The 24,954-nt window shown below is 56.2% G+C and carries 30 protein-coding genes; all 30 read right to left on the bottom strand.

Features of this window, described 5'->3' with window-relative positions; all coding sequences use genetic code 11:
• Positions 1-24: 24 nt before the first annotated feature.
• On the bottom strand, positions 25-1,536 hold the full coding sequence (locus HQL76_08935; GenBank protein ID MBF0109287.1) for an exo-alpha-sialidase: 1,512 nt from the start codon (positions 1,534-1,536) through the stop codon (positions 25-27).
• Positions 1,537-1,680: 144 nt separating this feature from the next.
• Positions 1,681-2,415: a hypothetical protein gene (locus tag HQL76_08930; protein ID MBF0109286.1), complete on the bottom strand. Its 735-nt coding sequence runs from the start codon at positions 2,413-2,415 to the stop codon at positions 1,681-1,683.
• Positions 2,409-2,648 carry a hypothetical protein gene (locus tag HQL76_08925; protein ID MBF0109285.1) on the bottom strand — a complete coding sequence of 80 codons (240 nt, stop codon included), beginning with the start codon at positions 2,646-2,648 and terminating at the stop codon, positions 2,409-2,411. Before HQL76_08925 ends, HQL76_08930 begins: the two co-directional genes overlap by 7 nt.
• 179 nt (positions 2,649-2,827) lie before the next feature.
• Complete coding sequence (locus HQL76_08920; GenBank protein MBF0109284.1) at positions 2,828-4,261, bottom strand: hypothetical protein; 1,434 nt, start codon at positions 4,259-4,261, stop codon at positions 2,828-2,830.
• A gap of 17 nt (positions 4,262-4,278) precedes the next feature.
• Positions 4,279-4,425, bottom strand: a complete 147-nt coding sequence (locus HQL76_08915) for a hypothetical protein (GenBank protein MBF0109283.1) — start codon at positions 4,423-4,425, stop codon at positions 4,279-4,281.
• A 5-nt stretch (positions 4,426-4,430) separates the two neighbouring features.
• On the bottom strand, positions 4,431-5,381 hold the full coding sequence (locus HQL76_08910; protein ID MBF0109282.1) for a hypothetical protein: 951 nt from the start codon (positions 5,379-5,381) through the stop codon (positions 4,431-4,433).
• Positions 5,381-6,301, bottom strand: a complete 921-nt coding sequence (locus tag HQL76_08905; protein MBF0109281.1) for a hypothetical protein — start codon at positions 6,299-6,301, stop codon at positions 5,381-5,383. The genes HQL76_08910 and HQL76_08905 overlap by 1 nt, the downstream gene beginning before the upstream one ends.
• Positions 6,301-7,329: a hypothetical protein gene (locus tag HQL76_08900; GenBank protein ID MBF0109280.1), complete on the bottom strand. Its 1,029-nt coding sequence runs from the start codon at positions 7,327-7,329 to the stop codon at positions 6,301-6,303. The genes HQL76_08905 and HQL76_08900 overlap by 1 nt, the downstream gene beginning before the upstream one ends.
• Positions 7,330-8,108: 779 nt before the next feature.
• Positions 8,109-8,624, bottom strand: a complete 516-nt coding sequence (locus HQL76_08895; GenBank protein MBF0109279.1) for an HNH endonuclease — start codon at positions 8,622-8,624, stop codon at positions 8,109-8,111.
• A gap of 119 nt (positions 8,625-8,743) precedes the next feature.
• Complete coding sequence (locus HQL76_08890) at positions 8,744-9,394, bottom strand: RloB domain-containing protein (protein ID MBF0109278.1); 651 nt, start codon at positions 9,392-9,394, stop codon at positions 8,744-8,746.
• A gap of 22 nt (positions 9,395-9,416) precedes the next feature.
• Positions 9,417-10,751: an ATP-binding protein gene (locus tag HQL76_08885; GenBank protein MBF0109277.1), complete on the bottom strand. Its 1,335-nt coding sequence runs from the start codon at positions 10,749-10,751 to the stop codon at positions 9,417-9,419.
• A gap of 162 nt (positions 10,752-10,913) precedes the next feature.
• Positions 10,914-12,041 (bottom strand): hypothetical protein, encoded by a 1,128-nt coding sequence (locus HQL76_08880; GenBank protein ID MBF0109276.1) that lies wholly within the window; start codon positions 12,039-12,041, stop codon positions 10,914-10,916.
• A gap of 218 nt (positions 12,042-12,259) precedes the next feature.
• Positions 12,260-12,880, bottom strand: a complete 621-nt coding sequence (locus HQL76_08875; protein MBF0109275.1) for a hypothetical protein — start codon at positions 12,878-12,880, stop codon at positions 12,260-12,262.
• A complete protein-coding gene (locus HQL76_08870; GenBank protein MBF0109274.1) occupies positions 12,810-14,411 on the bottom strand; it encodes a methyltransferase domain-containing protein in 1,602 nt (533 codons plus the stop codon). The genes HQL76_08875 and HQL76_08870 overlap by 71 nt, the downstream gene beginning before the upstream one ends.
• Positions 14,408-14,734 (bottom strand): hypothetical protein, encoded by a 327-nt coding sequence (locus HQL76_08865; GenBank protein ID MBF0109273.1) that lies wholly within the window; start codon positions 14,732-14,734, stop codon positions 14,408-14,410. Before HQL76_08865 ends, HQL76_08870 begins: the two co-directional genes overlap by 4 nt.
• Positions 14,734-14,958, bottom strand: coding sequence for a hypothetical protein (locus tag HQL76_08860; protein ID MBF0109272.1), 225 nt, complete (start codon positions 14,956-14,958; stop codon positions 14,734-14,736). Before HQL76_08860 ends, HQL76_08865 begins: the two co-directional genes overlap by 1 nt.
• Positions 14,959-15,037: 79 nt before the next feature.
• Positions 15,038-15,214, bottom strand: coding sequence for a hypothetical protein (locus tag HQL76_08855; protein ID MBF0109271.1), 177 nt, complete (start codon positions 15,212-15,214; stop codon positions 15,038-15,040).
• 35 nt (positions 15,215-15,249) lie between these two features.
• Positions 15,250-15,618 (bottom strand): hypothetical protein, encoded by a 369-nt coding sequence (locus HQL76_08850; GenBank protein ID MBF0109270.1) that lies wholly within the window; start codon positions 15,616-15,618, stop codon positions 15,250-15,252.
• A 107-nt stretch (positions 15,619-15,725) separates the two neighbouring features.
• Positions 15,726-16,676 (bottom strand): hypothetical protein, encoded by a 951-nt coding sequence (locus HQL76_08845; GenBank protein ID MBF0109269.1) that lies wholly within the window; start codon positions 16,674-16,676, stop codon positions 15,726-15,728.
• A 16-nt stretch (positions 16,677-16,692) separates the two neighbouring features.
• Positions 16,693-17,727: a hypothetical protein gene (locus HQL76_08840; GenBank protein ID MBF0109268.1), complete on the bottom strand. Its 1,035-nt coding sequence runs from the start codon at positions 17,725-17,727 to the stop codon at positions 16,693-16,695.
• A gap of 4 nt (positions 17,728-17,731) precedes the next feature.
• Positions 17,732-18,097 (bottom strand): hypothetical protein, encoded by a 366-nt coding sequence (locus HQL76_08835; GenBank protein MBF0109267.1) that lies wholly within the window; start codon positions 18,095-18,097, stop codon positions 17,732-17,734.
• A 115-nt stretch (positions 18,098-18,212) separates the two neighbouring features.
• A complete protein-coding gene (locus HQL76_08830) occupies positions 18,213-18,821 on the bottom strand; it encodes a hypothetical protein (GenBank protein ID MBF0109266.1) in 609 nt (202 codons plus the stop codon).
• An 11-nt stretch (positions 18,822-18,832) separates the two neighbouring features.
• Positions 18,833-19,072, bottom strand: coding sequence for a hypothetical protein (locus HQL76_08825; GenBank protein MBF0109265.1), 240 nt, complete (start codon positions 19,070-19,072; stop codon positions 18,833-18,835).
• Between the two features lie 154 nt (positions 19,073-19,226).
• Positions 19,227-21,281 (bottom strand): hypothetical protein, encoded by a 2,055-nt coding sequence (locus HQL76_08820; protein ID MBF0109264.1) that lies wholly within the window; start codon positions 21,279-21,281, stop codon positions 19,227-19,229.
• Entirely contained in the window at positions 21,278-21,598 is a 321-nt protein-coding gene (locus HQL76_08815) for a hypothetical protein (protein MBF0109263.1), read from the bottom strand. Before HQL76_08815 ends, HQL76_08820 begins: the two co-directional genes overlap by 4 nt.
• Positions 21,576-21,818, bottom strand: coding sequence for a hypothetical protein (locus HQL76_08810; GenBank protein ID MBF0109262.1), 243 nt, complete (start codon positions 21,816-21,818; stop codon positions 21,576-21,578). The genes HQL76_08815 and HQL76_08810 overlap by 23 nt, the downstream gene beginning before the upstream one ends.
• A 63-nt stretch (positions 21,819-21,881) precedes the next feature.
• The gene (locus tag HQL76_08805) at positions 21,882-23,333 is read right to left on the bottom strand and encodes a terminase (GenBank protein ID MBF0109261.1); all 1,452 of its coding nucleotides are present in this window, start codon (positions 23,331-23,333) and stop codon (positions 21,882-21,884) included.
• Entirely contained in the window at positions 23,311-23,532 is a 222-nt protein-coding gene (locus HQL76_08800) for a hypothetical protein (GenBank protein ID MBF0109260.1), read from the bottom strand. The genes HQL76_08805 and HQL76_08800 overlap by 23 nt, the downstream gene beginning before the upstream one ends.
• A 190-nt stretch (positions 23,533-23,722) precedes the next feature.
• Entirely contained in the window at positions 23,723-24,091 is a 369-nt protein-coding gene (locus tag HQL76_08795) for a hypothetical protein (protein MBF0109259.1), read from the bottom strand.
• A 277-nt stretch (positions 24,092-24,368) separates the two neighbouring features.
• Positions 24,369-24,923 (bottom strand): hypothetical protein, encoded by a 555-nt coding sequence (locus tag HQL76_08790; protein ID MBF0109258.1) that lies wholly within the window; start codon positions 24,921-24,923, stop codon positions 24,369-24,371.
• Between the last annotated feature and the right edge of the window lie 31 nt (positions 24,924-24,954).

Below are 24,954 nucleotides of genomic sequence, written 5' to 3'. Positions count from 1 at the left end.
GGCAAAGCCCCAGGACGTTTATTCTCAGTGGCGACCGCACTTTTCATAGACCAACGTATATCCATGCATGGCCCAGGCGCAGTCGAGGTCGATGATGAAACGGATGGCGATATACCGTCCGGTTACCCGAACCGGGGCATGATCGGCGGTAAAGGGGTTGAGGACGACGGGTGGATGCCAGGTGACCGCCTCGTCGAGGGTCATCTGGGTACCCATTTGCAGGGTGACTTCGGTATTCATCGAGCAGTCGGGCCAGACTTCAAGGACGGTGATGATTTCTTCGGGTCCTTCGGGGGTCAGGCCGGTCCGTTCCAGCACTGAAGCGATGGAGGTCCCATTGCCTGTTTCACCGGCATCCATCAGGTAGAAATGGTTGCCGACGCCGGCGGCGATGTGGTCGGGTTCGATTCGGTTGAGCCGCGGGGCATGGTGAATGACCAGGGTATCGCCACTGATAAAACGCACCTTGCCCACCGTGGCGCTGATTCCGAGGGATGCGACGACGGCAATTCGACCATTGGCCCAGAGGGGTTGAATATCGGCGGGTGTTTTCCAAAGGGTGGCGGTGAAGATGTCTTCCCCTTGGCTCCAGGTGTTGCCATTGTCGCGGGAATGGATGTGGCGGATGGTGTGCAGTTCGCCCAGATAGACGAACAGATGAAGATTGCCGTTGGGGTCCTTGAGCAATCCCGGGGGGGACCAGAGGTCGAACACGAAGGGGGCGGCCAGGATGGTGCGGGATTGCCATGTTTTGCCGCCATTGTTCGAAAGCAGGGCAGTGAGGGTTTGGCCGTTGACGCAGGCGATGACCAGATGGCCATGGCCCGAGGCGATCAGACTGGCCGCGACCGCCTGTCCGGGATTCCAGGATTGATCCCAGGGGTCCCAGGTGGCGCCGTCATCGCGGGAGTGGGTCAGGAAGGTTTGCCGCTGATCGGCGATGATCGCCTCCGCCAGGATATGGAGGGTTCCCCTGCCGTCGATGGCCAATCGCAGATGGACGGCCCAGCCAAGATGGGGCAGGGGGGTTGCCACCTGCACCGGCGTGGCCCAGGTGGACCCGCCATCGGGGGAACGAACAAGAAAAAGGGTACCCATGTCATCGTCACGCAGCAGGAGGTATAACCGGATGGCGGCGCGGTCGGTGACGGCATCAATTTGACGGGAACAGGGACCCAGGGTCGGGGCGGGAGACTGGATCGACCAGGTGTCCCCTTCGTCGAACGAGCGGGCATGCCGGGGGGCATGGTCGGCATCGACGTAGAACAGATGGACTGTTCCTGCGGCATCGACGAGGAGCGCCGAGGCATGGCGATAGAATTCCACCCCTCCGGCAACCACCGGGACATCATTCCACGAGGCCCCCCGATCGGTGGATTGGGCGACATGGATGGCCCCCCCCTGAACCACTCTGGAGACATAAAGATTGCCTTCCCCATCGACCGCCACGGCGCATCCGCCGCACAGGCAACCTCCCGGTCCCGCCACATCGACCGCCTGACCCCAGGCGGCAACGGTGAAGTCAATGGCTCCCAAGCGAGTCCTCCAGATTCTTTTTTATCGATGAACGGATCGCCCCATGGTGGCCCAGGGGTGATTCGGATACGGTGATGACGGACGATGAGGAGCGCCTTGGCTCCCGGGGAGGGAACAACGGATGTGGCCCGATGTTCGTGCGAATCAGGGCAAATACTGGGGCAGATAAATGCGAATCAGCAGGGTGGAGACGGCTGTGATGGCGGATGCGAGAATGGCGATGATCATACCCTTGCGAAAATCGTGCTTCCTGTCTTCAGTGCGTTCTTGACGTCGCCTTCCCTCACGCGCCAGGAATGCGATGGTGATAGGATCTTCCTGGAGTGTTTGCAGTGATTTTCTGAGATCCTTTGCAATATCCAGGGTGTCGTGGTACGTCCTGATCGCTTCGGACCATCGGGCCGCAGCTTCGAATTCCTTGGCCTTGACATAGGCTGTCTTGCAATCCTGTTTGAGCCGATGAATGTTTTTGATGTTTTCGACCTTGTCCTTGAAGTCGGCAACCACTTCGTCGGCCAGAAGGATATAATCCAGAAGGCCCGCGAGAACCTCGTCTTCCTCAAGGATGCTGTTGATGGCGATTTTGTAGGAATCCAGGGTGGCGCGCTTGATATGGGATTCGTAGGCTTTGCGAATTTCGGCGACGGAATCGTCTGCTGTGGTGCCACAGGTCAACCCACGTGCAATGTGATGCAGGCAGGAAAACATTTCATTGGCAACATTTGCGGGACGAACCCCATTTTTTTCTGCGGTGGCGATACGGAAAACGACCTGAAACCGATCCCAATAATCATCGACCAGATCGGCCAGAGCTTCCTGGACGACCGGAGTTTGAAGCCGGGAGATGATGTGGGTACGGCGGGAATCCTGATCTACCATTGATCAAGGATGTCCATGGTGCGGCGATCCATTTCTTCCGCACTGATTTCCTTGCCGCTTTGAACATACCCTCTGCTTTGGAAAAGATCGGGTTGGTCTTTCTCAAAATGCGTTTGGAGAAACCGTTGAATCATGGACCGGCTGATGATCGGACCGTCACGATACCTTGTTTCCTGCCCGTTTTCGGAAACGTTTCCGGAAAAGAAACCGATTTTTGTGGAGGATGAAGGCATGAGAAACGATCCCCTCATGAAACGATTTAGACACGATTTAGATACGATTTAGATACGATTTAGCAAAATCCTACAGGCGGATCATGTTCGCGTCAAAGGATTTCATGACGTGTCAAGGGAATCCTTGCAATAACCAGTCCTGTTCTGTTTGTGTGTTGAAGTGGGTTATCGATCGCGGGTCACACTTCCGACATCGACGACACGTTGGGCAGGTCACGGATGCCCCAGGTGTTGTGGGCGTAGTTGTAGGTGAGGGCGAGCGAGCACCAGGAGGAGGCGCGTTCGGGGAAGCAGAACCAGACCTCGCGTTCGCTGCGGTTGACGCTGACGAAGGCGCGTTGGCCGTTATCGGGGTCGATTTGTTGTTCGAGCCAGGCGCGGTTGCGTCCGGTGAGGAGGCTTTGGGCGTTGTGGCCGTCGAACATGTAGATGTCGTCGCGGCTCATGCAATAATGTTGTCCCTCGACCATGGCGACGCAGTTGGCGGCGAGGAGTCCCACCGATTTGACCACGGGGGCGACTTTCCAGACATAGGGGGGGCCGACATAGGTCAGGGACCAGATCTGGTCATCCTTGTAGGCGATGAACTGGTCGCGCAGCGGCATTCCTTCGACCAGGGCCGATCCTGTTTCGTCGATGACCGTTTCTCCGGCCAGTCTGGTGGCATCGCCCACATCCCAGGTTTCAGGGACCTGCCCCGGCTCGGTGGGATGGCTCCAGCGGATGACCTGGGGAAAGGCGATTCCCCCCTTGGTGGGAAAAATACCGATGAGGAACGACTTGAAAAACCGCAGGCTGCGAATGGTCATGCCCGCAGGCCAGTTGGCAAGATTGGCCAGGCGGGTGGTGTGGGACAGGGGATTCCACATTTGCGGGGCATCGATGCCGTTGTTGAGATAGCCGACCCCGCCGAGGGCATCGCCGTTCCATCCCAGGTTGGGTTCGGCGTTGTAGGCGCTCTGGGTTTGGGTGCAGCCAATGGCGGTGACATCACCGACGAAGTCGGCGTTGGCTTCGAGGGTGAGCAGGGGATTGGTGATCGAGGTGGCGGAGATGGTTTCGGTGAAGGTTCCGTTGGCGTTGCGGGCGGTTCCGGCGATTCCCCCCACCTTGGGGGTCAGGGTGCCGGCGGAATAGCCGGAAATGGTGAACGATACCGTATAGGACCGTCCTTCCTTGATGTTGACATTCTGCGACAGGGCGCTGGCGCCGGTTTGCGAGCCGTTGCACTGGGCCTTGTCGGTTCCGGTGTTGATGGACCAACCCGTGCCCAGGGTCCACCAGGGTTTGGTGGCATCATAGTCGGTCATGGATCCGTCGTAGACCATGTCGGCGCCGGTCGCGGTACGGGTCACTTCGTGATGGGTGCCGTCCTTGACGGTGAAGACTGCGGCGGTACCGCAATAACAGAGTTGATCGTACATGGTGCGCAGAAAATTCGGGGCGGTACCGAGGGTGCCCAGGACCGCTTTGTATCCTTGCACCTTGCGGGCGGCCCCTCCGGTGAACTTGACGTTGATGCCCGAAGAGAAGGCGTTCGGCGGGAGGGTGTGGGCGGGTTTGTCGCTGATGATGCCGAACTGGTCCAGTTGTGTGACGGTGAAGAGGGGCATGGTGAAAGCTCCTGGAATTAAAGTTGCGAACTCCATCGGGTTTCCGCCGAATAACATCCGACAATCCCCGCGGGACTGCCCTCGATGGGAATGGCGTCGCCGACCAGGGTGAATGTTGCCGCAGGGATGTCGGGCAGGGAGGAGATGATGCCGTAATAGGGCATGGGGGTTATTCCTTTCGGGCAAGAATGTTGACGCTGGAGGCATTCAACAGGGCCATGTAGGTACGTCCGTTCCAGGTCAGGGTATCTCCCAGGCACAGGCTTCCCGATTGCACCCCCCAGACATCGCAGACGCTGGACAGGTTGCCGTGGTAACCGGAAACGCCGCCATTGGAGGCTTGATCCCATTCGATGCCGGTCAGGATCAAGGGGTACATCACCACCGCCATGGTGGCCGAATCGACGAGGGAGTGTTCACAGGTGCCGGTATTGAGGGAATCGGCGATGCCGTGACCACCGGGAACGCCAAGGGCGAGGGCGCAACCGGTTTCCAGGAGTCCCGTGGAGCGGCGTTTGCATCGGATGGGGCTGAAGCCGGTATCGTAGCTGCCATACCAGGCCAGATTGGTCCAGCCCCAGGGACCGACGGCGTTGGCGGCGCTGCACCAGGGCATGGCGCGGGTATGTTCGAACAGACCCGACGGACCCGAAAAGGTGCTGCCGCCGACCAGACCCGAGGCGGTGATCCCCAACATCATCATGAAGCGGGCGCTGGCGAAAAGGTATAGAATGCCGCTGCCGTTGGGGTCGAATCGTTGGGCGTAGATGCCTGTGCCGGAGAGATAGGCCAGTCCGGTTCCCGCATGGGTTGATGCATCCCAGGTTTCGTATCCGTGGCAAATGTTGATCGATGCGCCCGAATCGAGGAGGGAGCCGACTTTGGCATATTTGGTTCCGGCGTTGTCGGCCCAGGGGGCTTTCAGCACCTGATAGTCGCCGCCCGGCTGGGCATCGTGAACGCTCCATCCGGCGGGGATGGTGGTGACGAGTTCCGATCGGGCGACATTGCATTGGGATGACAGGTTGGCAAGATTTGCCTCGCCGGTCAGGAGCTTGACCATGTCGGCGACAAAATTGGCGTAGGTGGCTCCGGGATTGTAGGCATATTTACAGTACATCAGGCTTTCCTTGTACAATATTTGACCCCGATGCTGTTGCTCAAAGCGATGTAGGTGTTGCCGCCGGCGAGGAATTCGTCGAATACGGCGAACACCCCGGTCGGGATCATCCATACGTCGCAGAGCGCGGAAAAATTGCCGAAAATGCCGGGAAACGCGGTGGTTCCCCGGTTCCACCGGGTCATGATCAACGGCAGGAGTGGAATGTATTCACCCCCCTGGCCATCGGTGATAAGTCCTGTTTCGCTGAACGCGCCGACATAACTGACACAGGTGCTGGCCAGGGTCGAGATGGCCGAAGCCCCGGTGCCGTCGGTGGTGGAACGGCGTTTGATCCGCGGCGGATAGAGATCGCCGGAGCCGTTGGCAAGACTGAAGTTGACGAATGAACAGGGGGGATATCCTGCCGCGACGGTATCCCAGGCCATGGTTCGGCTGCGTTCGAGAAGACCGCTGGGAGAGTTACCGGTCGAACTGCCGAGGGTTCCGGCCATGTTGGAAAACAGGAGGGCATGCCGTGCCGACGATGACAGGTAGATCTTGGCGCTCGATGTGCTGATCCTCTGGCAGTAGGTGGTGTTGTCGGAATAGTAGGCCAGATTGGTGCCGGTATGGGCAGTGGCATTCCAGGTTTCGTAAACCTTGCCAAAGATGTATCCGGTGGTATTGGTATCGAGCACCAGGTATTTGCAGGTGGCGGCATCGTCGGCGAAGGGGGCCTTGAGGCATTTGGCATTGGTGCCGGCGGCGTTGTCGTGAAGGCTCCAGCCGGCGGCGACGGTCGTCACCAGTTGCGAGGCGGCGGTATCGCAATCGCTCGACAGGTTGGCAAGCGAGGTTTCGCCAGTCAGCAGTTTGACCACGTCGGAAAGAATATTGGCTTTGGTGGCGGCGGCTTTGTAGACGTAACGGCACCACATCAGGCGGCACCTCCGGTGTTGCTCATTTCGGTGGGATGAGCGTTGGCGCGATGGGCGAGCATCACCCGGGCCTTGGCGAGGGCGGCTTCCTGTTGAAATTTTTGCAGACTTTCGTTGTCCTTGAGATGATAGGCGACGCGAAAGGAGGCCTCGGCGATGAACCAGTCGGCGGCATGGCGGAGCCAGGCGTTGGAGTTTCCGGTGGCCAGGGTCGAGAAGGGGGCTTCGCGATGGTAGCCGACGCTGAACAATTCAAAATCGGCGGATGGCACGGGATAGAGGATCAGATCGCGTCCGCGGATGGCGTAGTGGGTTGGCGTTCCGGCGCTTTCGGTATTGAGTTTGCTCCACAGGTATTTGTAGGTGCCGCGCAGGAGTTCGGCGGTTGGCGCGGTACTGCCGGAAGCGCCCCAGTAGATGCCGCCGTGTTCATAGACCCGCAACAGTTTGGCGTCTCCCTCTCCCCAGACCGACACATTGTCGATGGATCCGATAAAATCGGCATCGGCGGAGAATTCGAGCCGCGGGGTGGTTCCCGCCCCGGCCATGATTCTTTCTTCATAATGACCATTGCCGGAGCGAGTGGTTCCGGAGGTGGCGGCGATTTTTGGGGTAAGGGTTCCCGCCGTCATTGCCGACAGGGTGAAGCGCAGGGTGTAATAACTGTTCTGCGTGACCGAAATATCCTGTTCCAGATCGGAAGTGGTTGATTGGGAACCATCGGAGGTGGCCTTGCCTCCCGAGATGGTCCAACCGGTTCCTTTGGTCCAGCCGGTATCGCTGGAGAAGGAACCATTGGTGGTCAGTTCGCTCGCCCCCAGGGCATCCATGGAAACCCGGGTCGTTCCGGCGCGAACGGTCGTCTTGACCTCGCGGATCAAAAACCATGGAAGAAAATCTCCCCCTTCCAACGCCTGGGTCTGGGACAGGTTGAGTTCATCCTCGATGATGGTGTCAAGGTCGCTGCGATTGCCAAAACGTGATCCAATCAGGGAAATGGCATTCCCTTTCGTCAGTCCGACGGTCATGGACGATCTCCTGTGTGGTGTATGTGTTGATGCCGGAATGGTGATCCTTGGGGGACAACGACGATCGACGATGGACGTGTCAATGGATGAACCATCGGACCAGGCGTGTAATCGTTCAGACCCCTTCCCGTATTAAAATTATTGAAAGAAAAAAGGGGTCTGGGGGATTGCCCCCAGGGTTTTGTTTTTGACTTTGTTTTTCCACGCGCCATTTCACCCGAAGCAAGATTCCCGCGTGGTTTTTGCGGGAATCTTGCATAGACGCGCCCTTTGGCCTGCCCTTCTTCGCGGTTTTTGCGAAGGAAGACAAACCCCTTGCGTGTTGAAAGGCCTGAAAACTTGCAATGTGTCCTGGTCTTTTCGCAAAAACCGCGAAAAGACTTGAGCAAGGGGGCGCGTCTTGCGCGAATTTCCGCAAAAAACGCGGAAATTCGCTTCGGGTGAAATGGCGCGTGAAAACAAAGTCAAAACAAAAAGAAAAGTCAAAACCCTGGGGGAAATCTCCCAGACCCCTTTTTTCTTTCAATAATTTTAATACGGGGAGGGGTCTGAATAGTTACCCAGGCGTTGATGCGCAGCCGCCTGGCCCGATGGCAGAAAATGGGCGCATTCAGGAATGAGTCTCCTGCAAAAAGTCTGGGGAAAATTTGGACAACATATTGATATAGTTCAGAAAATCCGCATTTCGAGTCTGAAAATAAAGTCTAGCAATTTCAATCAGTTACGGACTTTTTGCAGGGGACTCAGGAATGGTTGACCTGTGCAAGTCGCTGGAAACATCAAGGTAAATTTTTTTCATTGTCTTTAGAAAATGATTCTATGAAGTCTATTCCTATGTTGGTGATTCTGTATATGTCTGGGCTTGACTTCATTTCCATCAGGTAAACACCACCTTGAGTCACAGTCCTTGACAGAAAACCAGATTCAAGAAGCCTTTTAATCAGTAAAATTAAGTATGGTGGAAACTGTATGCCAGTGTTTTTATTGTCTCTGATTAAGTACGTCTCGTAAAGAAAGTCAATTTCGAATTGCGAGTATTTATCGTGCGCTTTCCTGAGATTATTTTTGTAAATGGCCAATGATTTTCTGTCAATCTCATTCTTATGTACTCGACGGTGGCAATTTGGGCAGAGGGCAATCAGATTCTCATATTCATGCTTCTGGCATTTTTCCCAAGGCACGATATGGTGAACATCTACATCGATATGCCGACAAGTCGGAATTGCGCACCGATGCCCAGCTTCGACAAGAACTTTACGTTTTATTTCAGTTGGTATTTCTGGTCTTCCGTTCATGCTTGAGCACCAAATAGGCAATAGGTTGATTGACGATTGATAATGATAATTGCATGGTTCCTTTTCCAGAAATAATAAATCTGGTACCTCGTGCGCATGGAGTTAATCAGGCGGTCCGATCAGATGGATGCGGTGGTTGCGTTGATGAAGGCCTTGATGGACTCGATGACTCGATAAACATGGGTGCCCGTGGATTTGGGCCAGGCAGCGTCGGGGCAAAGATCTGATTTTTTGGCTATGGCGATGGCCTTATCAACTGCGTTCATGTAATCGTCGCACGTTATTTTTCCCTTTTCATAGGATTTTCCAAGGGCTTTGCTCAACGAGTCTTCGAGATGGCGTTGTTCGACCGGTCCTCCGGGTGGGCGTTGACGATGGCATAACAGCCAGATCTCGAAACTGGGATTGCTTATGGCAAGACGATATTTTTTCCTCTTCGCTTCCGTGGCAATACTGTCCAGATCGTTTCCGCCTCTGCTCTCGGCATCCAGTACCAGCCAGAATTCATCATCTTTCTTTATGTCGTTCTTCTGGATGTAGGTATCGATTCTTCCAAGTATCTGTTTTGGTGAAGACCTCTGCTTGCCACCGGCTCCAAGAATGGCAATCTTTATTTTTCTGTTTCCATTTGTAAATTTTTCCTTGAAACAATTAAAATACAATGGTTCCGTTTCACTTCCTTCCGTTGCAATGACAAAGAGTCGTGAATCCCGTGTGCTCGACCCGGTCCGACCCTTTAATCTTTTTCTTGATGTCAGTGATTTGGGCACAAAAAAGCGATCCCTTGTGTGTCTACCAACCCAGGGCGGAAGGGTCACCGATGAAAGGGATGGCGCCAAACCGACCCTGGAGGTAACCCCGGGCAATATTGATGTCCGGTCGGGCTTTAAAACTGGTCAAGGGATAGAGTTGTGATCTTCCCTTGGCATCTTTCTCGACAAACCATATCTCATCGCGGCGCAATAAGTCAAGATCAAGAAGATTGCTTTCATGCGTGGTGAAGATTAGCTGATTCCTGTCGCATCCGATGATCTTGAGAAAATGCTCAATGAATGCACGGGAAAGGCTGGGGTGGAGGGTGCGGTCCAACTCGTCGATGACATAAACGTTTTCCATCGCTTCTTCTGCAAACAGCAGGGGAAGCAATTGAATCAGACGGCGTGTTCCGGCAGATTCATCACTCAATTTAAAAAACACGGGATCGTCACCAGGGACCTCATGGAGTGTTTGCATTCTTATCGATCGAATTTTGTCCTTCGAAAAATAATGCAGCAAGCCCCCATGATCGGAACTGTCTTCGAGTATTATTTCTTCCTGATCAACATCTTTCCCGAACTCGAAAGTGTGTAGAAGAAAATCTAATTTTTGTGATGGCTTTCCAGATCTTTCTTCCGTATGAATACCATTGATGCCCGTATCGAAAGACTTCATCGACTCGCCGACAAAATTTCGAAAGCGTTCATTTTCCAACGCAAGAAGTGCGACCGGAAGAATGGGCGCACCAGCCTCCCAAATATTCAATGAATGATTGAACCAGTCATGGACCGGGGATAGATAATCCAGATTATCGTTGATTGCCCTTGTGAGGAACAACTGGTTTCCCCGGACGCTCTGGGTCAGAAATTTAAGGAAACTCCGACCCTTTGTATTACCGCGTTGCAAGGTCCTGCCAATGTTGAATTCGCTATTCCCCTGTCCATCGACCCGGCGTTCGAACAATTTGACTTCGTGTCGGTTCGCGGGTTTTGAAAAAAGCCATTCTTCAAAGATTTGTTTTTCGTCGCATTGGAAACCGTAGGTATATATGGTTTCTTTTGTTGAAAAAACAAATTCGAACCGGGTTGGTTTTTGTCGCAGGTCAACATCCAGGCGAAAGGGAGTCACGGGGATGGCCTGACCAGGTTCGGTGGTTCCCTTGGTGATGATGGTCTTGGCGCATTGCATCGCCTGGACAAGCCGTGATTTGCCGTGGGCATTGGCGCCATACAACGCCGCAATCCGCAAGGCGTTGAATTTGTCGGCGGGGCACAGATGTTCGGGATGATTTTTATCCTTGGTCGCCACCAGGTTCAACTCCGCCTCGTCGGCGAAGCAGAACAGGTTTGTGACTGAAAAGCGCAGGAGCATTGGGATTCCTTGGTGTGGATCGCCGGTCACAAAATGGATGATTTGGAGTCATTTCCTCCTGATTCTAGCAAATTTGACAAGAACCCTGCCAGGAAGTTCGAATCATGAGGAAACAAACGCACCAGACCGGAGTGCGGGAAGGACCCTTTTGACTTGGGACGGTCATTCGGCAACGGTGCGGACGTTCTTGCCATTGAATTGGTGTTGGTCGTTGCGCATGCTGAGGAGCAGGTCTTTGACATACGGCCAACTGGCAAGTGCAACCGTGGCCGCCCCTTTCTCGTTGGGATGGGTTTCATTCGGAATGATCAAATGTTCCATTCGCTTTTTCAGTATTACGCCGTCTTTGCCGTCCGCTCCCAAAACGAGTGGATACAGATCACCATAAGCGATTCCTGATAACTTGAAAAAGTCATGGCACTGATTAGAGAAATGATAAGTAGGATCATCAATCCTCTCCTCTGGATTAAAAAAACCGGTGGTTAATACAAGCAGAGGAATCTTTCGTTGATCGGTCCATTTTTTCAGGCGTATAAACAAAGCCTGTCCCAAGCGGACTGCATCGGCGGGGGTCACATTGGCCATTCGGTTGACTGCACCACCAATAACCATTCTTTCCGATTTTCGATCTGCGACATTCTGATTGAACGTTACAAGGAAATTGCGAACGAACTGTAAAGCATGCGACCTTTCCAATATCCATTGTAGTACATCACTATAAACAGTGCTTTTGTTTAATATAGACTTAATTTTCTCATAATATGATATTTCAACGGTTGATCGAACCAGTTCAAACCCATCTGTATCGGCAAGAAAATACATCCTGTTGCGAAAACTGCGGCCTATATCATCAACATTCAAGTAGACGATGAGTGCATCAGGGTTGATCATATCTCCGAACGTCTCAACAAAACCAAGATGTGAATCTGTTCCCGACCCACCCACGCCGCCGTTCAAGAATTGAACGACTCCCCGACCATATTCAGTATCTGCTCGATTTTGGAGATGCTGAACATAGGTATCTTCTTCATTGAGTAGCCAGCCAAAGGTAAATGAATCGCCAATCACCAGGATTTTTCGGTTACTGTGTGCTAACGTCTTGCTTCTCAGGCCGAAGGGGCCGGTATGGTAGATGACTGTTCGGTCGCCAAACTGATGTTGGGCATTATGGAAAGCCCGATTTAACATCAATCCATTTTCGTTGCGTTCCAGCCATGTACCAGAACGATTTTGTGGCGCGGCAAAACGTATCATCACCTCGGCGACGAAGAGGAAAAGAAACAAGGACAAGAAGAAAGTGATTATCCAATAAATTCTATTGCGATTAATTGTATTCCGTGTTGACATTATGATGTCCAAAATTAAAATGATGATTAATTGAAGAAATTTCCTCCTGATTCTAACAAAAATGACAAGAACCCTGCCAGGAAGTTCGAATCATGAGGCGGTGAACGCACCAGACCAGGGAGACGGAAGGATCTTCCTGGCCTGGGCGTTTGCCGGGATGGTCATTCGGCAACGATGCGGACGTTCATGCCATCGAAGTGGCGTTGATCGTCGTGCATGCCGATGCGGGCTTTTTCCTTTTCCGCCAGTTCCAGCCACAATCCGGCGCGGTTGGGATCGACGCGGGCCGCGGCTTCGTGGATCAATACTTCCGGGGCGTGGACCAGCCAGGGGTTGGTCGTGGTGTTGGTCGCCAGGGATCCTCCCGACTTGAAATGAATCAAACGAAAACTGGTGGCGGTGTCGGGAACGGGAAACAAATGAATGGTCGCCCCGAGAAGGGCAAAGTGGGTTACCGTTCCTCGGTCCATGGTTTGGGCATTGAGGTTTTCGTAGGTGTCGCGCTGCAAGCCGATCCAGGGATTGGCACGGGTGCTGTCGTAACGGAACAGCCCCCCCTGGTTGCCAAGACGGAGAAATCCCGCCGGCAGCGCCAGGGTCGCGGCTTCCGCCAAAACACTCAGGGAATCATCGATGGCAAGGAGAAACCAGGGCAATACCGCGTTCCACTCCAGGGAGGTCTGCGCCATTTCCAGTTCCATTCGGATCCGTTCATCCCAGCCCGGCACATGATCCAGTCCGGTTCGGAGTCGAATCAGTTCGATGGCCTCGTTTCTGTTCATGAAGTTCTCCCAGAAGAAAAAGGATCGCCGCCGTGACCCGGTCGGGACGGATCGCCGCGGAGCACCATGCGGCGCCGGTTTCCGGGTCGCGGTGGCAACGCTCCCAGTCATAGTGCAGCCGGTGACAGGGATGGCAGGTCACCTCCGCCGGGGGTTTCAGGTTGACGGTCCGCTGCCAGTGGCTGGAGATGTTTTCGACCGAAGAGTGGGACAAAAACAATACCTTGCCAACCTCCTCCAGCCCCAGGGCATTCATCACCCCCGTCTCGGGACCGACCACCACATCCGCGCATTGGGCAAAGCTCAAGGTTTTCCGTATGTCCCAGCGACCGCTGCGACGATGGACGCGGCGTTCGTTGCGCCATCCTTCCTCCAGGACACGGCAAAACTCATCGCCCACCAGTATGAAATGGAGGGTGGGCTTTTCGAGAAGCAGCGCCGCCAGGACATGATCGACAAATGGCCACGCCTTGTGGAGCGACGATCCGGCCAGAACCCAGAGAATGACCGGACCCCGACCCAGTCCCCGGCGCATCCGTTGCGCCTGCCGCCGTTCCTTGTCCGAGGGGTGAAAACGAAGATTGGATCCCGGTGGTACGCCGGCGATGGCATGGATCACGGTCATTTGATTGTGGTTGAAAAACAGATGACGCGCCCGGTCGGGCCACCGGTCGTTGACGCGGTGGGGCAAGGTCAGCAAGGTCCCTTCGACCGATTCGGACAGGTTGATCACCCGGTCGAAGCGTTGTTCCAGGGCGCGCCAATAATCTCCCAGGCAGGCGTTTGGCACCTGCTCGGGATCCTGCAACCACCAGCCGTCGATGTGGGGATCGTGTGCCAGGATGTCCCGCCCCCGACCGGTGGTATTGACCCAAACCTCGTATCCCTGGTTCTTGAGTCCCGGAAATACCGACGAGGCCTGCAGAATATCGCCATAGCCGCCGTAACGGATCACCAGGGCCCGTTTCTTCCCTGAAAGTGAAGGGGCGGCGGCCCAGCCTGGGTGTCGTGTTTTCCGAAAGACCTGAAGAAAAGAATATTCGTTACCGGCGCTACGAACTTCGTTAAGCGCTACCACGGCCCCGGATCCACCCTCCGAGGTCAGGCGGCGCATCAGGTTCAGGGTATCCTGTTCATTGAAGTTGCGCCGATGGGCCGGGTTGCAACCTGGTTGTCCGACGCGGGGATAATGGTCCTCGTGGGGCAGGTACAACACCAGATGGCCCCCAGGTTTGATCACCCGCCACCATTCGGCAAGGATGGCCTCGGTGCGCGAGGCGGGAAAATCCTCCAGGGCATGCGATGAATAGATGTAGTCGAGGCTGTCATCGGCAAAAAAGGCAAGGTTGGCGATGTCTCGGGCCAATGCCGCGCCATGGGGGGAAAGCGTCCGATCGATTCCCAGGGCTTTGGGCCAGATCCGTTCCGGACCGCATCCCAGGTCCGCTCCGATCCCGCGGGTGAAAGGGACGACAAAGTAACGGATCTTGGCGGTTTCACTGATCGAGGGGGTCAGGGGATTCCAGGTCATGACTGCTCCATGATGCGGCGATGGATTCTTTGGATCAATTCTTCCTTTCCCGATCGTCCGGGATGCAGCGTGTATTCGTCGCGGGCGATGCGTCGCAGCTCGGACCAGGAAAGACGCGACAGTGCGCGCACGGTGTTGGCGGCGGCGTTGGCGGTCAGTTCATGACGGGCCAGGTCGGGATCATGGAGAATTCTTTGCCAGATCGGTCCGGCAGGGGCGGCAATGGCCTGTCCACGATGATTGAACACCCATTTTCCCTGAACGAAGGCAATTCCGGGGGCCCCCCATACTTCGCCATAGGGGCGGGACCGGTCGAGGAGCATCACCACAGATCCTCCCGACCTCCAAGTTCCGCAGCGGGGGCGCCATCCTCATGGTAATGGCGGCGGTCGGGGAAGGACGACATCGGGTGGACGTTGCCTTGCCAATCGGTGTACTTCGGGTTCATCGGTTTTTTCCAGCAACCGTCGCGGGTGATCCGATTCGAATTCGGTGTCGCTTCGGCGGAGGGTGTCTCGGGGGACAGGGAGGCGATCAGGTGCATCATGAGGGAGACTCCTGCTTCGTGGTGGGTGATCCCCCTCTCGCCTGGGGTGGAATGCCTCGGTCGAGAGGGGGGGCTTTCGTCAACGGATGGTCAATTCCTTCGTGCCATCCCGACTGCGGATCGTCCTGGGACCAATCCCCAGAGGACGACCACCGGGGGCTTCGTCTCCGGAGTCAAGGTCAAGCGGCTCTTGCCGTTCCAGGCCCGTGGCGGCGGGAAGATCCTCGCCGGGCCAGGCATGACTGTCGTCGATCATGGAAGAAACTCCTTTTGGGGGACATGGGGATACAATCAGGCGGTCTGGACGGCGTCGGGGGTCACTTCGTATTCATAGACGATGATTGCCTTGCCCGTGGCGTCCGCTTTGGATTTGACCGAAAATCGACCCAGGGCGGTCATGCTGGCGTCCAGGGTTGCCGAGGCGGCGGTGGCTCCGGCGGCACTGGTGCCCAGGGTGATGGCGCCGATGGAGGAGGTGCCGGAATAAAGGTCGAAGCCGTGATCGGTGGTGGTGCCGGCGGTGGTGACGACGGAATGGACTTTCTTCAAACGGGCTTTCTGGAAAGAGGCAAAACGGGCGTATTCGGTTGTGGCCCCGCCGCCGACTTCTCCGGCGCAATGTTCACGGCGTACCTGAAAATCGGGATCGCTGTAGGACATGAGGTCGATCTCCTCGATGGAAGAAAAAAGTGTCGATGGGTCCGGGAAGGGGGTTCCCCTTCCCGGCGTAGGTTGTGAGGCTTACGATTTCAGGGTTTTTTTGTCGTTCAAGCCGCCGAATCCCACATCAGGATGCGGGCCTGGGCCGCCTGGGAATGGCAAATGCCAAAGCCGCCCAGGTAGTACCAGGCAATGCCCCGGTCGCGACCAAAATCACCCGGAATCTTGCCGCGAATCTCCTCGGGAACGCCGACCGCCTCGGCAACGGTATCCCGACCGAGAAAATAAACGGCATCGTTGCCGTTGGACCAGGCGCTCCCCGCCGTGGTCCCGGTCCCCTTGGCGATACCGTTCTGTTCGATGAAACGGACCCCTTCGTAGCGACCGATTTCACCGTTCATGATCATCTTGAACCCCGATTCGATGTATTGATGCAGGGATTCCAGATCCTTCTTCAGTTGACGAAAGGTCGCGGGCCGTCCCAGGGCGTAATAATCGCCGTTGTCATAGGCGGGAATCGAACGCTCCTTCATCAGATCGACGATCGCCTGCACATGGCCCTTGCCAAAGGCGACATTGTTGGTCTCCGTGGCGGTGCCGTTGGTGGTCAGGGTGACGGTCGATGTGGAGGTCCCTGAGGTCAGGCGCAGCGGGGTGATGGCGAACTGGGCATGAGCGGCGGCGTCGAGGGTACGGTTGGCATCATGCTTGAGCACCTGGTGGATGACCTCGGTCACCGGATGTTCCGAAAGATTGTCGAGTTTCTCGGTGAAGGGGACGCTGTTGCCATATTCCTGGACGGTGAGGGTCCCCTGGGAGATGGAAAACTTGGTTTCCGGCATGGTGCTGGTCTCGACCAGCGTTCCCCCCTGGGCCGCCACGTCGCCATAGACGTTCCAGTGGAAGGTGTCGCCGCGATTCTTGCCAAAGGCCTCCTTGATGTCGCAGAACTGGCGAAACTTGGAGAGCGGTTGCACGGCAAAGCGCAATTTTTCCGACAGGTTGTCGGCATACATGTATCCGCCGTCGGCGGATACGCTCCATACTTGTCCAGCCATGTGTTTGATCCTCCATTCATGTCAGGCCCCGCGCCTGTTTCATCTGCCGGATCTTGTCGGCATAGGTCGGCGGCGCCGGGGCATCGGTTCCCGAGGAAACCTTGCGGTGAATTCCCATGGGTGCCTGTTTGTTCGTTGCCTCACGCTTGTCCATGAGCCGCTGTCCGGTATCGCTGGTCCGGCTAAGCCTGGCCGTGGTCAACTGGAGCAACCATTGGTTGATGGCCTCGGTGGCGTGATCAAAATAATCCCGCGTCGGCAGGCCGGGTTGGGCCTCCATCGTCTCCATGACGATGTTCGCATGCATGCCCGACAATCGGGCATCGCGGGCAATGTGCGGCTGCGCGTCGATGAGACGTTGCTTTTCACTCCGAACCTCCTGCCGCAGAAAGACATATTCCGCCAGTTGCTCCGGATCGACCGGGGCAATGGCTGGCCGCGGCTGTTCCGGTTCGCTCTGCTGGAGGTATTCTTCCATCTCCTGGATCGACGTGGTTTCCGTGGCCGACTCCCGTCCCTGGGATGGGGGTGGGGTCGGTGCGACGGCCAGTGAAGGATGTCCCGATGGGACCAGGGATGATTCCCTCTGTTTGAGCCGTTTGAAGATCGAGGCCGCCGCTCCAAGTCGCTTGCGTGCGGCGGCCTCGATCTGATAGCCGCGGACCACCGTGTCGAGCGGCAGCAGTTCGGTTTTGCCATCGATGGTGACCGGCACCCGTTCGTCGGATCGGACCGGCATTGTTTCCGCATGCCCATCCCTGGTTCCGGGGGGCATGGATCCGTTTTGCGACGGGGTTTCCTTGTCGCTTTCATCGGATCGGTCGGCGGCAGCGGCTTCCGGGAAGGTTGGCTCCGGTCTTGCCGGCGTTTCGTTCCGTTCATGATTGCGTCGGGCGATCCGGTTCAGGGCTTCCAGACGTTCATCGACCGGTGGCGTCTCTTCGGGGGGATGGGGGGCGGCTGGGGACGGGGTTTCCGTATCCCAGGGCGGGGTTTCAGGGCGTTCCGGTTCCGTTTCAGCGTCCAGGGGGATGGCTGATGTGTCGCTCATGGGGTCACTCCTCCAGTGTCAATCCGTTCAGGTTGATTTCCGCCTCTTCGCCATCCCGGATCGCTTCATCGATCCAGGTGATGAAGGATCGGGCGCGCCAGATGCGGTTTTGCAATTGCCGGACACTGCCGGTCTCTTCATGATGGACCTGTTCCAGAAGATCTCGCGCCTCCTGAATTTCCTGGGCGGCCCGACCCAGGAGATAACGGCCAACATCGGATGTGAAAAATTTCTGGCATTGCAATCCAAGATCGACCTCCGCCAGCCAGATGCGCCGGCTGTCCTCCTGGACCAGCGCATCCATCAGCCGTCCCGCTCTGGCATTGGCAACCCATTCGTTCGCAATCGTTTTTTCTGTTTTTCGCGCCATGTTTTTTCCGAATGTTGGAAGTGAAAACGAAAACAGCCGGGCGCATGGGTTGCGTCCGGCTGTCGAGAATGCTGACTAAAATTGATTGATTTGCTTACGAAGAAACTGTGCGTCGCTACCGTGCGAGTAACGTCACAAGAATGGAAATCAAGGCGAGTGCAATTGTCCACCGTGCATACAAATCGGAAGTCCGTTTGGTGTCGATCTGTTTGTTCAATTCGATACGGACACTGTCCGATAATGCGACGATAGGGGCCAGTTTGTTGCAAGCTTCCTTGGTGGGACCCAGGAGTTTCTCGCGATTGTCCTTCAGGTCATCAATATCTTCCGGGTTTTTGACGACGGACTTGAGCAGGCTGTGCGCCTCATGGAAACGTGACAGATGCTTGGCGTAGTCTGGCCAGACCGCGGGGATGGACACTTCTTCGTAGTCATTCTGAAACGTTCTGAATTTGTCCAGAAGATAAAGCAGTACCGCTTCAACGGCATCATAATGGGCCCGTTGACAGTGACGTAGGGCACGGAAATACTGTTCGCGCTGTTCCTTGGGCGAGGATGCCAGAAGCCCTTTGAGAAGATGATTGCCGGCATACCGGAGTTCGTTGATGGCGGGAATGATGATATTCCCGCTCATTTGTTCGGCCAACTTGATTTCTATTTCCGCGTTACGAAACAGTTCCGAAATGGTGTTCAGCAGGTCTTCCGGATTTCGTCCTTCGTCCATGGTCTGGTCAATCATCCGCGAAGGGAAAACTGATGATCCCGCAACGATTTCCTGAGGTCCTCAATATCCTTGGCTGTCGTATAGCGACCAAATTGAAGGCTCAGGTTGCCCCGAGACAGGGTCGCTACCAGACGGCGTTCCATTTCCTGCGCTTGTTTCAAGGGATCGATACGGGGGCGGGATTTTAATTGGCGGACATCAAAGGAATCCTTGATCAAAGACAACACTGCACGCAACCGACGCATGAACACGCCACAATCTCCTGAGTGAGGGGGATCCTTCTGACCCGATGAACCCTTCACCTGTACATTACGGAGTCGAAATTGTCAAGATTTTCCTGAATTGGAAATTTATTTTGCGACATGTCTTTCGATTTTCCGAACCATTATAGACCATGACTTTCGATCATCCCAGGTTTCGACGCAACCCCTGGGTCGTTCCCGTGGCGAGGGCGGCCTGGATGCGCAGGCGTTCGAGGTGGGCTTTGGTGGCCAGTTCTGTTTTCTTCAGGGCGTCGGTGCGCATTTTTTCCTCGCGTCGGGTTTGCAGTCGGGCCGCTTCGATCTGGCGTTGCAGATGGAGGGCTTCCCGTTGGACGTTGACCTTGTCCTGTTCCACCTCCACCAGGGGATCGGGCAGGGGTTCGGAGGGGGGGGTGTTGAGTTGGGGATAGAAGCGGATGCCATCCTTGTATCCCAGAAGACCGAACACTTCGGCGATCAACTGTCGGGCATCGGGGGCCATCCCCAGAAGATCGGAGACGGTACGCGCCCCGAGGAGGAATCGTTCCAGACGGTTGTGGACGTTGGTGGCGCCGACGCCGACGTTGATGCGGACGGTCAATTCCTGTTCCAGCAGGCGGTCGATGATGGGATGGAAGCCAAAACGTTGCACCAGGGGGGAACGCCGTCCCGCCATGGCGAGGATGAATGTGTCGGTCTCGAAGCGTTGTTCCAGTTGGACCAGTTGTCGCAGCACCGGTTCCGCCCAGGTTTCGACAAATACCCGCAACAGGTATTCGGTCGTCAGGTTGGCGTCGGCGGACAGGATGTTCATCCCGCCGACGGTTTCGTTGAGTTGCCGGTTGACGTTGACGCTCCCCTGGTCGAAGGTGCCGATGGCCGAATCAAAGTCGGCGTTGAGCAACTGTTGTTCCTCGTAGGCGCTGGCGGTGATGTCGGGGGTGTGATGGACGACGACATCCGATTCGGGGTTGGTCATCATCGTGACCGATCCGGGAATGTTGCGGGTCAGGCTTTTCAGATCGACGCCGCTGCCGCGCCGGGCGAAGTAGCGTTTGTTCAGAACCAGTTGCACATTGTCGAATCTTTGATTCTGCACCTCGTTGATCGCCGATTGGATGTCCTGGGCCAGTTCCACCAATCCCGAGGGGTAGGGACGATGGGCCTCGATGATGCAGGTACCCATCACGAACGGGCGGCCATGGGGATAGACCTCGGTCACGGGGACCGGATCGCTCAGGAGGGTCTTGGCGCCGAGCGTGAAAAAGACCCAATCGTGGTCGGCGTGACGGATAAAATTTTCATGAACGTTGACGATGGCAAACCCATCGGCGCCGGACCGTTGTTTTGTGGCGACCCGTTCCTGGCGTTGCTGTTGGATGCTGTCGTTGAAGGATTCCGTTTCCGCCACGGCTGCCAGCAGTTCTTTTTCGTCGAGTGACCGCCACTGTGTACCCATTCGTTTCTTGATGTCGTCGATGCGCATGGGGATGATGTGGATGACGAACGGCGAGGAATGGATGGGATCGCGCCAGTCCGATGCCGGATCGAGGCGGATGTTTTCCGGTTCCAGCAGTTCGATTCGCGGACGGTCAACGATCGGGACCCGTTCCAGGTAGCGTTCGGTCATCGGCGCACCCTGGGGCGTGTGAATCGCCAGTCCGGTCATCGGATCGGTGAGGACCTTTTCGACCTCGCGGAGTTCTTCGACATAGTCCCAGGTCTGCTTGGAAACGCAGATTCCATGGACCATGGCATCCTGAAAGGCGCCGATGACCGTCTGAAACCAGGGAATATCCTTTTCCAGACGATGCTGGAGAATTTCCTTGAATACTTCGGCGCTCGCCAGTTGTCGCGGGTCGGAATCGTCGCGCGGTTCCAGATTGACCAGTTCGGCGTTCTGGAAAAAGGCGGCGGCGGCGTGGGCCTCGTTGCGGCGGATGGCGTTGCGCGTCTTGGGGCGAAACAGGGTCGAGCGCCTTTTGTACATTTCCGAATGATATTTCGATCCTTCGGGATGGTGCGAACGAAAATTGGCCAGGTTGCGTCGCCATTGCCGGCGCAGATTGCGTTCCATCCATTCCCGGCTTTCTTCGTAGGCTTCCTGGGAAAGTTTGCGCCAGGTGGCGTCGTCGATCGTTTCGTGGTCCGGAGAATCCATCGATGGTTCCGTTTCCCAGGGGTCCTGGTTTTGCGGGCGGGTTGGGGTTTCGTTCATGCGTGTACATCTCCCATGGCTTCTCCGGTGATGAAACGGGGCAGTTCGTCGAGGCGATCCCCATCGGCCCTTCCCCGGGCCAGCCGGTAGCGTTCCAGGATTTCGCCGCCGGCGTGGACGACCTGTTTGAAAAGGGGATCCGGGTCGAGTGCCGACAGGGGAATGTCGAATCCCCATCGTCCTGAAAGATCAAGATTGCGGATGCGTGCCAGTCCTCCGGTGATGGCGACGGCCCAGCGATAGCCGGGATAGGCGTTCCACAGGGTTTCGCCGATCTGGGCCGCGAATCGTTGTTCAGGGGTTTCCGGTTTGATCATGGCCGTTCTCCTTGTCGTGGGACATGCAGTGCAGCGCATCGACGAGCCGCCGAAGGGCCGCGCCTGCCGCCATCATGGGGGGTGGCTGGGGGGACGGCCTTTGGGGATGACTGAAACGGCGTCCATTGGAAAATTCATAGGCGGTGGCGGGCTGGATGTCCTTTTCACGGGCAAGGTCAACCATCGTTTCCCAATCGCTTTTCGTGGCGTTGCCATTCATCGTTCGTTTCTCCAAGGAAAAGGGGGCACCATTGGGGCGATTCCGTTCTTTAGCGTCGGATGATCACAAGGTTCCGACATCCTCCGGGTAACATGCCGCCTCGTCTTCGTGAAGGGGGGCGATGATGCGGGAGAAGGTCAATGCCAGGGCATCGCCACAATCGGGAGAGGAAAGGCCGCGCCGTTTCATCATCTCTTTTTTTTCCAGGCGGATCTGCTGCATCGGGGAGAATCCATATTCCACCGCGGACAGTTCACCCAGCAATTCCGGATCGTCGGGAAGCTCCATGCCGTTGACCAGCGCCTCGCGCATGCGTCCCCACATTTCGGCCCGCTGATTGAAATATTTTTGCGGCGCCATCGCACTGCCGCCGGCGTTGATTTCAATGATGTCGAATCCCTGTTGCCGCAATTGATCGACCACCGATCCGCCAACGCCGACGCCATCGACGAAGACGGCCTGGGGACGCCATTGTCGGATGACCTGGGCGGCCCGGGCACTGGTCTGGGTGGTGTCGAGACCACGCATTTTGATCAATGGCAGCAGTTTCCTTCCCTGACGCAGGGCAAAGACCGTCTGGTCCTCGCCGAACCGGGCGACATCGATGCCCAGCAGGCGGGGTTGGCTTTCATATCCTTCTGCCTTGATGTGACGGCACCGCTCGATCGCCGCTCCCGGAATGAACTGGTTGGAGCCCGAACGGGGAAACAATCCCCGTACCCGCACCCGGGCAAAATCGGAATCTTCGCCGTAGTCGTCGATCCATTGTTGAATCTGTTGTTTGTTGGTGAGGCGGCAGGTGCGCGAATCGATCTGGCGGGTGATCCATCGATGTTTGAAGCGGCCAAAACAGGCGTGAAATCGACCGCTTGCCAGGGTTGGATTGCCGAAACAACACCACAATATTTCCGTGTTGGCATCGGTCATCGCCCCTTCCGCCACTTCCCACACCGAATCGGGAATGGCCGAGGCCTCGTCAAAAAACAAGGCAACCCGTTTTCCTTCATTGTGCAGGCCGGCGAAGGCTTCGGTGTTGCGTTCACTCCATGGGACCATGTCGATGCGCCAGGTTTTTTCAAACCGGGCATCGGCGGCAAACAGGGCGGTGGCAGTCATTCGGAACAGGTCGCCACCCAGGCACAGACGTCGCCATTTGGCCAGTTCGGCCCAGGTTTTCGTTTTCAACTGGTTTTCGGTATTGGCTGTCACGACCCCCTTCGTCTCCTCGAAGGTCATGATCGACCAAAGCATGAGCCACGCCACCAATGCCGATTTGCCAATCCCGTGGCCGCTCGCTACCGCCACCCGTACCGGTGCAAGATTGCCGGTCCCGAGTGCCGTGGTGATCGATTGCAAAACATCTTTTTGCCATGGGTCGGGGCCTTCATGCTCCGTGAGTTCACCGGTTCCCCATGGAAAACACAAGGAGACGAACCGGAAGGGATCTCGGGAACAAGAGGCCAGAAGCTCCGCCAATTGTTGTTGCAGTTCCTCAGGTGTCTCCAGATGTTTCATGATTCCTCCGGCGTGCCGACATCAGACGGGTGGCAAAATCAATCTCGCCTTTGTGTTCCACGCGATCGACGAACATCGATAAATGTTTGCCGATGAGTTCAGTCGCCCGGACCGCCGCGGTGAACTGACCCGCGGTCGCGGCCTCCTCGCGCAGGCGCATCAGTTCTTCCAGGATTCTCTCGGGATCGATGGCGCTCATGGCTTGCGGTCCCGCGAGATCATTCCGATGGTCAGCAATGCCGCCAGGAGGGTGCAAATAATGGTGACAACCGTCAGAAAGGAGTCAATCATGAACATGTTTCCCGGTATCGAAGGAAAAAACAGGTCTTGGGAAAGCGCCCCAAGGATTTTGATCGAAGGTGATTTTTTTCCGGATGCATTCTGTACGTTCAGTTTTCCCGACCGCGACGTTGCCGATCGCGGCTTTCGTGGATGTCCAGTTTATCGAGGATCGCGTCCAGTTTGGTCGCGGCAACCGCCTGGGCCTGTTCCAGGGCGCCAAAGCGATCGTGCAGCACCCGGATGTCCTTGTCGAAGGCCGTGATTTGGCGTTCATGGCCGCTGATGCGTTCGCGGTATTCTCCCGCCTCCATGGTGATGTCGATGATCAGGCTGCCCAGCGCCAGAAGCATGGCCCCGACACCCGACAGACTCCATCGAACCCAGGAGGGAACGCCCAGATTGTTCTGGCTGTCGCGAAAATCGGCATACTGCGATTCAAGGAGGGAGCGGATTTTGGCAATGTCGTCGTTGCTCATGGTGGCGGTCCATTTCTTTCATGCGTTTGATCGGTGCGGGGTTGTGTACGAGGACTAAAGGCTCCCGGAAAATCCGGGAACAGGGGGCAGGATCGATGATGAAAGGGATAACGACCGGTGTTTCCGCCAAAGAAGCGGGGGCGGACCATTGCCGCGACGGAAAGGATCCGGAAGACAGGCTTGAAGGGTGCGAATACAATGATCCATCGTTGGTGTGACTTTAGCGTGTTTTGCGGGGGGTTGCAATAGAAAAATTCTTACCTTGCAAAATATCTTCTTATGAAAGATTTCTTCTCAAGGTTTCGAGTGCTTTTGATTCCAGGGTGTTCAACGTGGTCTCAAGTGTTTCGAAGCGTTCCTTCCAGGTGTCACGCCATGTTTTTTCATCGACTCCGAGGATGCGGGCGAAGCCGCGACCGGAGCGGGGACGACGGATGCCGGTTCCCTGGCAGGCGGGACAGGAACGGAAGGGATGATTTTTGTCGCGGGTGCGGATGACGGTTCGGCCATCGATTTCGTGACCGCCGCACCGGTGACACAATCCGGGATCGACCCAGTCGCGCAGGGCCAGTTCGATCAGTCGTCGCACACGGCGAGGATCCTGGGTTTTCCATTCGTCGGGCCAGAGTTCGCGCATGGCCCTCCAGACCAGCTCTTCCCAATAATGGTTCTCTCCGGTCCATTTGACACGAATCATCAGGGATTGCAGCGGTTGACGGGGCATGGCTCCGGCCACGTCATCCCAGGTCAGGGTGGGATTGCCTCCTGCGACGGTATGTTCATATCGGGTGATGCGGGTGGAAAGACGGGTCAAGGCGCGTTTGGGATTCATGGGGGCTCCTGGGGAAAACGGTTCGATGAAA

This window comes from Magnetococcales bacterium, from assembly GCA_015228815.1.
Taxonomy (GTDB): Bacteria; Pseudomonadota; Magnetococcia; order Magnetococcales; family UBA8363; genus UBA8363.
This window is presented reverse-complemented; position numbering and strand designations above follow the sequence as displayed.